Origin of the sequence: Pseudomonas sp. PDM21 (assembly GCF_014852505.2) — a bacterium.
Classification (GTDB): domain Bacteria; phylum Pseudomonadota; class Gammaproteobacteria; order Pseudomonadales; family Pseudomonadaceae; genus Pseudomonas.
Map to the genome: position 1 here is coordinate 4,241,335 of NZ_CM181223.1, position 13,227 is coordinate 4,254,561.

14 protein-coding genes and 1 pseudogene are annotated in these 13,227 nt (G+C 66.7%); 6 read left to right on the top strand and 9 right to left on the bottom strand.

Going from position 1 to position 13,227, the window contains the following annotated elements; all coding sequences use genetic code 11:
* Positions 1-90 precede the first annotated feature (90 nt).
* Positions 91-486 carry a GFA family protein gene (locus tag IB275_RS19345; RefSeq protein WP_192294951.1) on the bottom strand — a complete coding sequence of 132 codons (396 nt, stop codon included), beginning with the start codon at positions 484-486 and terminating at the stop codon, positions 91-93.
* 30 nt (positions 487-516) lie between these two features.
* Positions 517-1,212, bottom strand: a complete 696-nt coding sequence (locus IB275_RS19350; RefSeq protein WP_192294952.1) for a TetR family transcriptional regulator — start codon at positions 1,210-1,212, stop codon at positions 517-519.
* Positions 1,213-1,288: 76 nt separating this feature from the next.
* Here IB275_RS19350 and IB275_RS19355 point away from each other — a divergent pair.
* Positions 1,289-2,880 (top strand): annotated as a pseudogene (locus tag IB275_RS19355) (flavin-containing monooxygenase).
* Positions 2,877-3,767 (top strand): SDR family NAD(P)-dependent oxidoreductase, encoded by an 891-nt coding sequence (locus tag IB275_RS19360; protein WP_192294954.1) that lies wholly within the window; start codon positions 2,877-2,879, stop codon positions 3,765-3,767. The pseudogene IB275_RS19355 and the gene IB275_RS19360 overlap by 4 nt, the downstream one beginning before the upstream one ends.
* A gap of 102 nt (positions 3,768-3,869) precedes the next feature.
* On the opposite strand, the gene IB275_RS19365 is transcribed toward IB275_RS19360, so the two are convergent.
* Together IB275_RS19365 and IB275_RS19370 are read right to left on the bottom strand one after the other, a co-directional pair.
* Complete coding sequence (locus IB275_RS19365) at positions 3,870-4,682, bottom strand: class I SAM-dependent methyltransferase (protein WP_192294955.1); 813 nt, start codon at positions 4,680-4,682, stop codon at positions 3,870-3,872.
* Positions 4,683-4,711: 29 nt separating this feature from the next.
* Positions 4,712-4,984, bottom strand: a complete 273-nt coding sequence (locus tag IB275_RS19370; protein ID WP_192294956.1) for a DUF4242 domain-containing protein — start codon at positions 4,982-4,984, stop codon at positions 4,712-4,714.
* A 183-nt stretch (positions 4,985-5,167) separates the two neighbouring features.
* On the opposite strand from IB275_RS19370, the gene IB275_RS19375 reads away from it, so the two are divergent.
* Together IB275_RS19375 and IB275_RS19380 are read left to right on the top strand one after the other, a co-directional pair.
* Positions 5,168-5,701 (top strand): OsmC family protein, encoded by a 534-nt coding sequence (locus IB275_RS19375; protein WP_192294957.1) that lies wholly within the window; start codon positions 5,168-5,170, stop codon positions 5,699-5,701.
* The gene (locus IB275_RS19380) at positions 5,701-6,675 is read left to right on the top strand and encodes an AraC family transcriptional regulator (RefSeq protein ID WP_192294958.1); all 975 of its coding nucleotides are present in this window, start codon (positions 5,701-5,703) and stop codon (positions 6,673-6,675) included. Before IB275_RS19375 ends, IB275_RS19380 begins: the two co-directional genes overlap by 1 nt.
* Before the next feature lie 11 nt (positions 6,676-6,686).
* On the opposite strand, the gene IB275_RS19385 is transcribed toward IB275_RS19380, so the two are convergent.
* Both IB275_RS19385 and ftrA read right to left on the bottom strand, forming a co-directional pair.
* Positions 6,687-7,835 carry an acyl-CoA dehydrogenase family protein gene (locus IB275_RS19385; RefSeq protein ID WP_192294959.1) on the bottom strand — a complete coding sequence of 383 codons (1,149 nt, stop codon included), beginning with the start codon at positions 7,833-7,835 and terminating at the stop codon, positions 6,687-6,689.
* Between the two features lie 75 nt (positions 7,836-7,910).
* The gene (gene ftrA / locus IB275_RS19390) at positions 7,911-8,879 is read right to left on the bottom strand and encodes a transcriptional regulator FtrA (RefSeq protein WP_192294960.1); all 969 of its coding nucleotides are present in this window, start codon (positions 8,877-8,879) and stop codon (positions 7,911-7,913) included.
* A 93-nt stretch (positions 8,880-8,972) separates the two neighbouring features.
* Here ftrA and IB275_RS19395 point away from each other — a divergent pair, with 93 nt between their 5' ends.
* Together IB275_RS19395 and IB275_RS19400 are read left to right on the top strand one after the other, a co-directional pair.
* Complete coding sequence (locus IB275_RS19395) at positions 8,973-9,416, top strand: rhodanese-like domain-containing protein (RefSeq protein ID WP_192294961.1); 444 nt, start codon at positions 8,973-8,975, stop codon at positions 9,414-9,416.
* A complete protein-coding gene (locus tag IB275_RS19400; RefSeq protein ID WP_192294962.1) occupies positions 9,404-9,883 on the top strand; it encodes a GNAT family N-acetyltransferase in 480 nt (159 codons plus the stop codon). Before IB275_RS19395 ends, IB275_RS19400 begins: the two co-directional genes overlap by 13 nt.
* Here IB275_RS19400 and recR read toward each other — a convergent pair.
* From recR to dnaX, 3 genes are all read right to left on the bottom strand, one after another.
* Positions 9,880-10,479: a recombination mediator RecR gene (recR, locus tag IB275_RS19405; protein WP_138214757.1), complete on the bottom strand. Its 600-nt coding sequence runs from the start codon at positions 10,477-10,479 to the stop codon at positions 9,880-9,882. The genes IB275_RS19400 and recR overlap by 4 nt on opposite strands.
* Before the next feature lie 137 nt (positions 10,480-10,616).
* A complete protein-coding gene (locus tag IB275_RS19410) occupies positions 10,617-10,943 on the bottom strand; it encodes a YbaB/EbfC family nucleoid-associated protein (protein WP_045209089.1) in 327 nt (108 codons plus the stop codon).
* A 37-nt stretch (positions 10,944-10,980) separates the two neighbouring features.
* Positions 10,981-13,140 carry a DNA polymerase III subunit gamma/tau gene (gene dnaX / locus IB275_RS19415; RefSeq protein WP_192294963.1) on the bottom strand — a complete coding sequence of 720 codons (2,160 nt, stop codon included), beginning with the start codon at positions 13,138-13,140 and terminating at the stop codon, positions 10,981-10,983.
* Positions 13,141-13,227: the final 87 nt, after the last annotated feature.

Genomic DNA, 13,227 nt, shown 5'->3' on the forward strand with positions numbered 1-13,227 from the left:
TCTGTAGGAGCAAGCTTGCTCGCGAACGGACGCCGCTCCGGTGCCGAGAGGTTCGCGAGCAAGCTCGCCCCTGCAACGCATGACCAGGCGTCAGCCCTCAGCGCGCCTCGGCAGATCATCCACCGTGTCGAACCACGAAAGCTGCGACGAACACCAGACATGACACTGCGGCTCGATCAGCTCCGGCTCGTCCAGGGTCACGGTGTTGAGCCCCACCGTCTCGCCGTCGCGCACGCGGAACTCCATCGGCGTGCCGCACTTCACGCAGAAGCGCCGCTCGCCGTCCGGGCTTGAGCGCCACACTCCCAGTTCGCCGGCGGTATACGCGAAGCCCGTCAGCGGAATCACAGCCCAGGGCACCGCCGGCGCGGCATTGGACTTCTGGCAGATGCGGCAATGGCAGTAGCCGGTCTCTTCCGGCTCGGCATCCACCCGGTAGCGCACCGCGCCGCAGGCGCAGCCGCCAAACAGGGGCAAAGGCAACATGCTGACGCTCCCGCTATGACCCAAGAAGACTTACAGCCTAGCGAGCATGCCGAAAGTCTGCAGTACCGCGACGCCGGTGAAGAGCAACAGGATTTGTCGTTCAGCCAGGGCGCAGACTTCCCCGCGCTGCTCCGGCGGGCGCTCGAGATAGTCCAGCGATTGCTGGAACAATTGCCGGCTGATCAGCCGCGAGAGCTGGTTCAACTCGTTCTCGTCGATGTCCGGCAACAAGTGGAACTGGCGGATGTCCTCGGCCATGTCCTCACCGAACTCGTCCATCACTCGCGCCAACGCCTCGCGCAGCACCGGCGACGGCCCATGCAGCTCGCGCACACCAATGATGAAGGCCTGCGGGTTGCCTTCCACGAAGTCGAAGAACAGCCGCACGGTCTCCCGCGTCACCCGCTGGCCACGCTCCAGGTCCAGGCCGAAAGGCACGCTGGCCGTGCCCTCCCCCGGTTGCGCGCGCTCGGCGGCCTCGCGGCGCAGATCGCGCAGCGGCTGGCGCAGTTGGGTGGCGATGTCGCGAATGATCGCCAGGCCCAGATCATCCACGTCACCGAAGTGCCGGTAGAAGGTATTCGGGTTCAGCCCCGCTTCGCGCGCCAGCTCGCGCAGCCCGAGACTGCTGAGGCTGCGCCGGCTGGCCGCCAGGCGCAGCGCCGCATCGATCAGCGCGCGCTTGCCGGCGGCCTCCACTGGCCGTTCTTCCTGTCCGATTTCCATGTGTCTGGCGCCCGACCCCACCTAAGGTTGGTTGTTCCCGCAGTATACAGGTGTCTACATTTCACCACGTAGACAGTTGTATACGCCAGCAATAATCATAACAGGAGCGTGGCCATGAGTACGGTTGTGAGTACCCAACCAAAGACTGCCCCCAGACACTGCAAGGTCGCCATCATCGGCACCGGGTTTTCCGGGCTGGGCATGGCGATACGCCTGATGCAGGAAGGCGAGAATGACTTCCTGCTGTTCGAAAAGGATGCCGGCGTCGGTGGCACCTGGCGGGTCAACAACTACCCGGGCTGCGCCTGCGACGTGCAATCCCACGTCTACTCCTTCTCCTTCGAGCCGAACCCGGACTGGACGCGCATGTTCGCCCGCCAGCCGGAAATCCGCGCGTACCTGGAGAAGTGCTGGGCGAAGTACCGCCTGGAAGACAAGACGCTGCTCAACACCGAGATGGCGCGCTTCGAGTGGAACGAGGAACAGCAGCTCTGGCACCTGTTCGACGCCGCCGGCAACCACTACACCGCCAAGGCGGTAGTCTCCGGCATGGGCGCGCTGTCGATCCCCTCGATCCCCGCGCTCAAGGGCCTGGAGAACTTCCAGGGCAAGGCCTTCCATTCCCAGCAGTGGGACCATGACTACGACCTCAAGGGCAAGCGCGTCGCGGTGATCGGTACCGGCGCCTCAGCCATCCAGTTCGTCCCGGAAATCCAGCCGCTGGTGGCCAAGCTCGACCTCTACCAGCGCACCGCGCCGTGGATCCTGCCCAAGCCGGACCGCGCCATCAGCGACAAGGAGCGCGCACGCTTCCGCCATTTCCCCGCCGTGCAGAAACTCTGGCGCGGCGCGCTCTACAGCATGCTCGAAGGCCGTGTACTGGGTTTCACCTTTGCACCCTGGGCAATGAAGCTGGTGGGCAAACTGGCCGAGCGCTTCATCCGCCAGCAGGTCAAGGACCCGGACCTTCGCCGCAAGCTGACCCCGGACTACACCATCGGCTGCAAGCGCGTGCTCATGTCGCACAACTACTACCCGGCGCTGGCGGCCTCCAACTCCTCGGTGATCGTCGACGGCATCCGCGAGATCAAGGCCGGCAGCATCATCACCAGCGATGGCCGCGAGCGTCAGGTGGACGCGATCATCTTCGGCACCGGCTTCACCGCTAACGACCCGATCCCGCGCGGCGTGGTGTTCGGCCGGGACGGCGTGGACCTGCTCGACACCTGGAAGAACGGCCCGGAAGCCTACAAGGGCACCATGACCCGCGGCTTCCCCAACCTGTTCTTCCTCATGGGCCCGAACACTGGCCTGGGCCACAACTCGATGGTCTACATGATCGAGTCGCAGATCGCCTACGTGCTGGGCGCCATCAAACTGATGGATCGCCGCGAGCTGCAGAGCGTCGAAGTGAAGCAGGAGGTGCAAGAGCGCTGGAACGAGAAGCTGCAGCGTGGCCTCAACCACAGCGTATGGAACACCGGCGGCTGCAAGAGCTGGTACCTGCACCCGGTGAGCGGGCGCAACTGCACCCTGTGGCCGGGCTTCACCTGGCGCTTCCGCGCCCTGACCAGCCAGTTCGATCCCGGCGCCTATCATCTGAAGGCCAAACCCCTGAGCAGCCCTGTCGTCCAACCGCAACGCCACGCCGAGGAGGTGCCGGCATGAAGAACTTCGAGAACAAGGTCGCCGCCATCACCGGCGCAGGCTCCGGCATCGGCCGCGCCCTGGCCGTGGAACTGGCCTCCCGTGGTTGCCACCTGGCCCTGGCGGACGTGAATGCCGCAGGCCTGGAGGAAACCCGCCAACTGCTCTCCTCCTCCGGCGTGCGGGTGTCCATCGACACGGTGAACGTCGCCGACCGCGAGCAGGTGCACGCCTGGGCCGACAAGGCCGCCCGCGAGCACGGCAAGGTCAACCTGGTGTTCAACAACGCCGGCGTCGCCCATGCCGGTACCGTGGAAGCCAGCGACTATGAAGAGTACGAGTGGATCACCAACATCAACTTCTGGGGCGTGGTCTACGGCACCAAGGCCTTCCTGCCGCACCTGAAGGCTTCCGGTGACGGCCACATCGTCAACGTCTCCAGCGTGTTCGGCCTGTTCTCCCAGCCGGGCATGAGCGCCTACAACGCCACCAAGTTCGCCGTGCGCGGCTTCACCGAGTCACTGCGCCAGGAGCTGGACATGGAGCGCGGCGGTGTCTCCGCCAGTTGCGTGCACCCCGGCGGGATCAAGACCAACATCGCCAAGACCGCGCGCATGAACGACAGCATGGTCAAGGTCACCGGGCAGAACGCGGAAGCAGCGCGCACCCAGTTCAACGACCAGTTGCTGCGCACCACCCCGCAGAAAGCCGCACAGGTGATCATCCGCGGCGTGGAGCGCGATTCGCGGCGCATCCTGATCGGCCCGGATGCCCACGCCATCGACGTGATGCTGCGCCTGCTGCCGGTCTGGTACCAGAAAGTGGTCACCGGCAGCATGAAGCTGGCCAAGCGCTTCGCTCCCAAGCCCAAGCGCAAGTCCGACGCCGAGGGCTACGAGGCCAAGTAACCCGTCATTCCCAAGAGTCCCTTTTTCCCTGTCGGGCCGGCGCCCATCCCCCTTACCCCCGGATGGGCGCCGTTTTTTTCAGGGATCATTGCCGGACAGCGATCACCGACGGGTCAGCACCACCTCCAGATATTCGCTGGGCACCACCAGCGACGAGGGGCCCGCGCGATTGCTCGCTTCGAGCAGCTGCGTCAGATCACGCTCCAGCAACTTCCCATCCGCTTCCGGCAGGTTGGCGAAAGCCTTATGCAGCGGGCCGTACCAGTCGCGGAAGACCTCGATGAAATGCGCCGCCGAGCGATAGCGGAAGTTGAAGACCTGTCGCGTCGCACGCAACTCGCCGATCGATCCGTCGAACAGCTCGCGCAGATGCTCCTCCCGTCCCCACGCGGACGGCGGGCGAACACCCGCCGCCGGCGGGATGTAACCCGAAAGCACCTTGAACACCTGGCCGATGAAGCCCTCGGGCGTCCAGTTGGCCAGGCCGATGCGGCCGCCGGAGCGGCAGACCCGCGCCAATTCCACCGCGGCTTTCGGCTGGTCGGGGGTGAACATCACACCGAAGGTCGAGACCACCGCATCGAAGCTGCCGGCTTCGAATGGCAGCGCCTCGGCATCGGCCTCGCGGAACTCCACGGCCAGATGCTCGGCACGGGCGCGTTCGGCGCCCAGTTCCAGCAAGCGCGGCACGTAGTCAGTGGAGATCACCCGGCAACCACGCCGGGCGGCGGCCAGGGTGACGTTGCCGTTGCCGGCGGCGACGTCCAGCACCCGCTCATCGCAGAGCAGGTCGCAGGCTTCGGCCAGACGTTCACCGACGATCTGCAGAGTCGTGCCGATCACGGCGTAGTCGCCACTGGCCCAGGTGGCCATCTGGCGTTGTTTCAGGGCATTGAGGTCTACAGCGGTAGTCATTTGTGGTTCTCCTGACGGGCAAGGCGCGCTCATTCGGCGGTGGTCGGATCGAGGGTAGTGACGACCTGCGATATCCGGTTGGCCGGGAAGCCGCCCAGTCGCGCGTGCTCTCGCACGACGGCTTCGTCGGGGGCGATGTAAAGGCAGTAGATGCGGTCTGCGACCACGTAGCTGTGCAACCACTGCACCTGCGGCCCCAGCTGGTTCAAGACCTTGCAGGACTTCTGCGCGATAGCCTGGAAATCGCGGTCGGTCAGGGCTCCGGCGCCGGGGATCTCGCGCTCTATGACGAACTTCGGCATGACACTCTCCATGGGTGGGCTGATGCGGGTACCGCGACATCCCGCACCTTCATGCTGCGCTGCGGCCTGACCGCCGTCCTGCTCCAGCGTCGGTGTTGCCTGTCCGATCGTCCGGCGGCTCGCCACGGCTTCGCTTTCGCGCCCAGACTTCGACTGAGAACCCCGCCTCGGAGGCGCCCCTCGATGAGCACGCAAACCATCCTCGCCGCCCAGCAGCGCCTGGAGCGTCTGGTGCGCCAGCGGCCGGGCGTCGCCCAGGTCCGCGACGTCCCCGCCACCGCGTTCTGGGAAGGCGGCGGCAAGACGCAGACGCGCCATCCGGACGGCAACCTGATCCATACCGACCTGCCGCAGGAACTGGGTGGCGATGGCGAGCGTGTCAGCCCCGGCTGGCTGCTGCGCGCCGCGTTGGCCTCCTGCGCCGTTACACGCATCGCGATGCTGGCCGCGGAGCGAGGAATGCAGCCACAGCGGCTGGAGGCGCAAGTCACCAGCGACACCGACCTGCATGGCCTGCTCGGGCTGCCCCGCGAAGATGGCCAGCACATCCCCGCCGGCCCGCTGGCCATCCACGTGCGGGTCAGCATCAGCGTACCGGGCGCCCCGGATGCAGAAGTACGCGAGATGGTCGAGCAGGCCATGCGCGTCTCCCCGATGCTCAGCGCGCTGGCCGAAGCCGTACCGGTGCGCCTGGACATCGACAGCGCCGCCCCCTGATGGACGCGCTGTCGGAAACCCTGCGCGTGGTCCGGCTGGTCGGCGCCATATTCATCAATGCGCGCTTCACCGCGCCATGGTGCTATCAATCGCCAAGGGCGGATTCGGTGGTCGAACTGCTGGAGCCCGGCGCCGAACAGGTGGTGATATTCCACCTCATTACCGAGGGAGAGTGCTTCGTCGAAATGGGCAGGGCCGAGCCGGTGCGACTGGTAGCCGGCGATGCGGTGATCTTCCCTCAGGGCCATGCCCACCGCATGGCCTCGCAACCGGGCGTCCCACCCGCCACGGGAGCGCGACTGGACGCAGTGCTTGCCCGTCGGCCGCGCCAGTTGTCCTATGGCGGCGGCGGTGCGACGACGCGCCTGGTCTGCGGTTACCTCGCCTGCGACGCACGGCTGGCGAGGCTGCTGCTCGCCGGGCTGCCGGCATTGGTGAAGGTCAACGTGCGCGGCTCGGCCGCAGGCGCCTGGCTGGAGTCCTCGGTGCGCTATGCGCTGGCCGAGGCGCGCTCCCCCCGTCCCGGCGGTGCCGGCGTGCTGGCCAAGCTGGCGGAGGTGTTGTTCATCGAGGTGCTGCGCCTGTACATGGAGGAACAGGGCGAGGACCGCAGCGGCTGGCTGGCCGGGCTGCACGACCGCATAGTCGGCAGCGCCCTGGGCGCCCTGCACAAGTCACCGGCTCATCCCTGGAGCCTGGAGGAACTGGCGCGCTGCGCCGGTACTTCGCGCTCAGTGCTGGCCGAGCGCTTCCTCGGGCTGGTGGGCTGCCCGCCAATGCAGTACCTCACTCAGTGGCGAATGCTGCTGGCCGCCAACCTGCTGCGCGGCAGCAACGCCCCGCTGGCGCGGATCGCCGAGGACGTCGGCTATCAGACAGACACGGCCTTCAGCCGCGCCTTTCGCCGCGAATACGGCTGCCCGCCGGCGGCGTGGCGGCGCAGCCAGGCCGCCGGCGCTCGCCCATCCCTATAGGAGCCTCTCCGTTAGAGGCCCATCTGCTTGGCGATGATCTCGTTCATGATCTCTCGCGTGCCGCCGCCGATGGAGAGAATGCGGTTGTCGCGGTACAGCCGCTCCACCAGGCTCTCGCGCATGTAGCCCATGCCGCCCAGCACCTGCACCGCGTCATAGGTCACCCGGTCGGCGACGTCGGTGGCGAAGTTCTTGGCCATGGAGATTTCCTTGATCACGCTCTTGCCCACAGCCATCTTGGCCGCCTGACGGTAGGTGAACTCGCGGGACACCTCGACCTGGGTGGCCATTTCCGCCAGCCGGTGCTTGAGCACCTGGAACTTGCCGACCGGCTTGCCGAACGCCTCGCGCTCACGGCTCCAGGCCAGCGCCTCGTCCAGCGCCAGCTGCGCAGTCATGTTGGCCATGATCGCCAGCGCCAAGCGCTCGCTCTGGAAGTTCGCCATGATGCAGGCGAAGCCCATGTTCTCCGCGCCAATGAGGTTCTCCACCGGCACCTTGCAGTCATCGAAGAACAACTCGGCGGTGTCCGACGCCCACCAGCCCATCTTCTTCAGCTTGCGGCTCACGGTGAAGCCCGGCGTACCCTTCTCCACCAGCAGCAGGCTGACGCCGCCGAAGCCATCGCCGCCGGTGCGCACGGCCACGGTGTAGTAGTCGGCGCGCACGCCGCTGGTGATGAAGGTCTTGCTACCGCTGACGCGGTAGTGATCACCGTCGCGCACGGCGCGGGTCTTCAGCCTGGCGACATCGGAGCCGCCGGACGGCTCGGTGACCGCCAGTGCCATGATCTTCTCGCCGGCCAGCACCTGCGGCGCGATGCGCTCGCGCAGCTCCGGGCGGCCCCACTTGATCAGCGGCGGCAGGCCGATATCCAGCGAACCCAACCCCGCTACCAACCCGCCGGAGCCGCAGCGCATCAGCTCCTCGCTGGCCGCTACCTTGGCGAACAGGTCGCCTTCGTGGCTGCCGCCAAGCGCCTCGGGATAGCCGATGCCGAGGATGCCGGCCTCGCCTGCCTTGCGGTACAGCTCGCGGGGAAACTGCTCGGCTTCCTCCCAGTCGGCGACGTGGGGCAGGATTTCACGCTCGACGAAGCGCCGCACGCTGTCGCGGACCAGGCGGTGGCTGTCATCGAAGTATTCGGCGAACACGGACATGGCAAGGCTCCAGACGGTTTGACTGAAACTTACCGAGCGCTTGCTTGGTTTTCAAGGAGAGACACCCGCCATCGGCTAGGACAGATGCGCCGTCCCGAACCGCTCGCGATAAGCCGAAGGCGCTACGCCGGCCGCACTACGGAAGGCATTGCGAAAGCTTTCCACGGTGCCGAAGCCGCACTGCTCGGCGATCCGCTCGACGCTGTCGGCGCTGCTTTCAAGCAATTCGCGGGCGCGCAGCATGCGCTCGTGCTGCAGCCAGGCCTTGGGCGTCATCCCCGTGGCTTCGCTGAAGCGGCGCAGGAAGGTACGCTCGCTCATGGCTACACGGCTAGCCAGTTCGCCGACGCTGATCGACCGGTCCAGTCGCTGCCGGGCCCAGTCCAGCAGCCCGGCGAGGTCATGCCGGGGCGCCTGCGCCACCGGCGCGGGGATGAACTGCGCCTGACCACCGCCGCGCTGAGGTGACATCACCAGGCGCCGCGCGACGGTATTGGCAACCTGCGCGCCGAAGTCCCGCGCCACCAGGTGCAGACAGGCATCGATGCCTGCCGCGCTACCAGCGGAGGTGATCAGTTGCCCGGCGTCTACATAGAGCACCTGGGCATCGACCTCGATGGCCGGGAAGCGCATCGCCAGTTCCTGGGCGTAGCGCCAGTGTGTGGTCGCCCGCTGGCCATCCAGCAATCCGGTGGCGGCCAGGACGAAGACCCCAGAGCAGATCGACAGCAGCCGCGCGCCTTCGTCATGGGCCTTGCGCAGTGCCTGCACCAGCTCGGCGGACGGCGCCTCGGTACGATCACGCCAGCCTGGCACGATGATGGTGCCTGCCGTGCCGAGCGACTCCAGCCCGCCGTCGGCGAATACGCGGATGCCGCCCAATGCGCGCATGGGCCCTTCATCGACGGCAACGACCCGGTGGCTGTACCAGGGGAAGTCGAACTCGGGACGCGGCAGGCCGAAGATTTCCACGGCGATGCCGAATTCGAAGGTGCACAGGCCGTCGTAGGCGAGCACGGCGACTTCCAGGGGATTGCGCGGCATTTGGCGGAAAACTTCCGATCACTGTCCAGTCCGCCACTGTAGCCGATCCGAAGGGCCTCATACAGTGCTCCCACTTTCCACAGGAGCCTTGCCATGCCCAGCCTCGTCAGCCAGTTCCCCGCCGCCCTGCCCGCCGATGCCCTCGCCCACTTCAGCCACCGCCTGGCCTTCGAAACCGACTGTTCCGACGTCAACCACGCCCTGCAGAACGGCGAGCAGGATTTCATCCTGCTCGATGTGCGCAACGCCGCCGCTTTTGCCCGTGGGCATGTACCCGGAGCACTGAACCTGCCGACCCGCGAGGTCGATGCGCGGCGAATGGCGCAGTTCGCGCCGGGCACCCTGTTCGTCGTCTACTGCGCCGGACCGCACTGCAACGGCGTGCACCGTGCCGCCGCGAAGCTCGCCGCGCTGGGATTGCCGGTGAAGGAGATGATCGGCGGGGTGACCGGCTGGCTGGACGAAGGCCTGGCGCTGGTCAGTGCCGAAGGGCACGGGAACCGCAGCCAGACGGAAGGCATCTCGTGCGCCTGCTGAGCATTCGCGAGGCTCGGCCGGGCGATGTTCCAGCAGTGCTTGAGCTGATGCGCGCGCTGGCGGAATTCGAAGGTTATCTCGACGGCTTCGCGGTTGACGGCAACGCCCTGCTCACACGCGCCTTCGGGTCGACGGCGCAATGCCAGGTATTCGTCGCCCAGACCGATACCATCTGCGGGTACGCCGTCGTCCAATGCCTGGACTTCACGTTCGATCTACGCCCGAGCGTTCGACTCAAGGAGCTGTATGTCTCCCAGGGTCGGCGCGGCGAGGGCGTAGGCGAGCAATTGATGCGGCGCGTTGCCCAATGGGCGCTGGAGCAAGGTGCGGGCCGCCTGCTCTGGGATGTGCTGACCGGCAATGACGCGGCAGAGCGCTTCTACTCGCGCCTGGGCGGCCGGCGTGAAAACCGGTGGATGGCCTACCGGATGGATGATCGCGAGCTGCTGCTCCTTGCCGACCGTTAGCTGCTGATCGGCCGGCGTCCTGCCAGGGCGTGCGCCAGGGTGCCGCCGTCCACCAGTTCCAGCTCGCCACCCAGCGGTACGCCGTGGGCGATGCGCGACAGCACCAGGTCGCCACCGCCAAGCAGCTGGGCAATGTAGTGAGCGGTCGCCTCGCCTTCCACCGTAGGGTTGGTGGCGAGGATGATCTCGCTGAAATTGCCGGCCTTGATCCGCGCTTGCAACTCCGGGATGCCGATGGCTTCCGGGCCGAGTCCATCCAGCGGCGACAGGTGCCCCTTGAGCACGAAGTAGCGGCCACGGTAGCCGGTCTGCTCGACGGCGAACACGTCCAGCGGGCCTTCCACCACGCAGAGCAGGCTGTCGTCACGGCGCGGGTCGGTGCACTGCGGGCAGAACTCGTCCTCGGACAGGGTGCGGCACTGCTTGCAATGGCCGACACCCTCCATCGCCCGGGTCAGCGCCTGGGCCAGACGCAGGCCGCCGCTGCGGTCGCGCTCCAACAGCTGCAGCGCCATGCGCTGGGCACTCTTCTGCCCCACTCCGGGCAGGGTGCGCAGGGCATCGATCAGTTGGCGGATCAGCGGCGTGAAGCTCATGGGGCGGTCTCAGGATATTTTTCGGAGGGGTAGAACGACTGTAGGAGCGAGCTTGCTCGCGAACCCTGCCAGGCCGTGAAGGGCCGGTAGAGCGTTCGCGAGCAAGCTCGCTCCTACAGGTCAGCAGGATGCCTGGATCAGAAAGGCATCTTGAAGCCAGGCGGGAGCTGCATGCCGGCGGTCATGCCGGACATCTTGTCCTGGTTGTTCTGCTCGATCTTGCGCACGGCGTCGTTCACCGCAGCGGCGATCAGGTCTTCGAGGATTTCCTTGTCTTCCTGCATCAGGCTGTCATCCAGGGAGACGCGTTTGACGTCGTGGCGACCGGTCATCACCACGCTCACCAGGCCGGCGCCGGATTGACCGGTCACTTCGGCGTTGGCCAGCTCTTCCTGCATCTTCTGCATCTTTTCCTGCATCTGCTGGGCCTGCTTCATCAGGCCGGCCATGCCACCTTTCATCATGTCGAGTTCCTCGATTCGTTCAGTCGTCGGCCAAGGCTCAAGCCTTGACCTCCAGGGGTTCGATAGTACCGTCGCGGACGACCGCGGCGAACTGTTGCTTCATCTGTAGCACATAAGGGTCGGCGGCAATCGAAGCCTCGGCCTGGCGCTGACGCTCGGCGCGTTTACGCGCGGCGGCCTGGGCCGGGGTTTCCTGCTCGGGCTTCTGCTGCGTGACCTGCAGGGTCAGGGTACGCCCGTGGAACTGGTTCAGCGCATCGTTCAGACGGCGCTGCTGGGTCGCGTTGAACAGCGCGCTCTGGCCCGGATCCAGGTGCAGGTGCCAGTTGTCACCGTCCACGGCCACCAGGGTGCAGTTGGCGCCGATGCTGGCGGTCAGGCCGGCCAGGCCCAGGCGCGGGAACAGGTCCAGCCATTCGGCGGCAAGGCCGGTGGCGGGCATGGCCGCAGGCTCGGGTTCCGGCTCGGCCTGCTCCTGCGGCGCCTCGCTTTCGAGGTAGCCGTAGGACTCCATGTCGACTTCGTAGTAATCCTCGGCGGGCGGCGGCTCGTCATCGCGATCATCGTCGTCGGCCGGTGCTTCTGCCACGACGGGTGCGGGTGCTTCCACCGGTGCAGGGGCAGCCACTGATGCAGGTGCTGGCGCTGCCGCTACGGGTGCAGGTGCAGGTGCAGGTGCAGCAGGTTCGACCGGCGCGGGAGCGGTGGCAACCGGTGCCGAGGGTTCGTCCCACGGCAGGTCGACCGGCGCTTCGGCAACTGGCGGCTGCGGCTCGACGGCCGGAGCGACAGGCTCTGCAGCGACGACCACTTCCGGTTGCGCTTCGATAGGAGCAGGAACCGCCTCGACGACCGGCGCGGGAGCAGCAACAGGCGCAGCCTCCACCACCGGAGCCGGAGCCGGAGCCACCTGAGTCTGCGGTGCGGCAACGACCGAAGCAACCTCGGCGACCGGAGCTACAGGAGCGACCGGCGCTGGCGCAGCAGGCGGCGGAGCAATGGATGCAACCGGCGCTGCAACGGCGGCGCCGGCCACTGGGTTCGGGTTGGAATCAGCCGTGGCCTTGCTGATCCCCAGGTCCTTTAGTGGTGACCTGGGCGCGCCGTCGGCATCGGCCGGGCGAAACGCCAGCATGCGCAGCAGGGCCATCTCGAAGCCGCCACGGGGATCGGGCGCCAGCGGCAGGTCACGGCGGCCGATCAGGCCCATCTGGTAGTAGAACTGCACGTCCTCGGCCGGCAGTGCCTGGGCCAGTGCCAGCACCCGGTCACGGTCGCCCTGGCCGTTGTCCACGGCCTCGGGCAGCGCCTGGGCGATGGCCACGCGGTGCAGCACGTTGAGCATTTCGGCCAGTACGCCGCCCCAGTCCGGGCCTTGCTCGGCCAGGTGTCGGACAGCTTCCAGCAGCGCACGGGCGTCGCCTTCCAGCAGCGCATGGAGCACGCCATAGACCTGGCCGTGATCCAGGGTGCCAAGCATGGCGCGCACGTCGGCAGCCAGCACCTTGCCTTCGCCGAAGGCGATGGCCTGGTCGGTGAGGCTCATGGCGTCACGCATGGAGCCATCGGCTGCACGGCCGAGCAGCCACAGCGCATCGTCCTCGAACGGCACGTTCTCGGCGCCCAGGACGTGGGTGAGGTGCTCTACCACGCGCTCCGGCGGCATGTTCTTCAGCGAGAACTGCAGGCAGCGCGAGAGGATGGTCACCGGCAGTTTCTGCGGGTCCGTGGTGGCCAGCAGGAACTTCACGTGGGGCGGCGGCTCCTCCAGGGTCTTCAACAGGGCGTTGAAGCTGTGGCTGGAAAGCATGTGCACTTCGTCGATCAGGTAGACCTTGTAGCGCCCGCGGCTCGGCGAGTACTGCACGTTGTCGAGCAGCTCGCGGGTATCCTCGACCTTGGTGCGGCTGGCGGCGTCCACTTCGATGAGGTCGACGAAGCGGCCTTCATCGATCTCGCGGCACACAGAGCACTGCCCGCAGGGGGTCGAGCTGACGCCGGTCTCGCAGTTCAGGCACTTGGCCAGGATGCGCGCAATGGTGGTCTTGCCCACGCCACGGGTACCGGTGAACAGGTAGGCGTGGTGCAGGCGCTGGTTGTCCAGCGCGTTGATCAGGGCCTTTAGCACATGGGTCTGGCCGACCATTTCGCGGAACGAGCGCGGACGCCATTTGCGGGCAAGAACCTGATAACTCATTGAAATCCATCGCGACAGGTGAGCAGAAGTGCGCTAATCCTAGCGAAGCGGACCGTAAATTGCACCCGATGTCCGCACCGGTCGCTA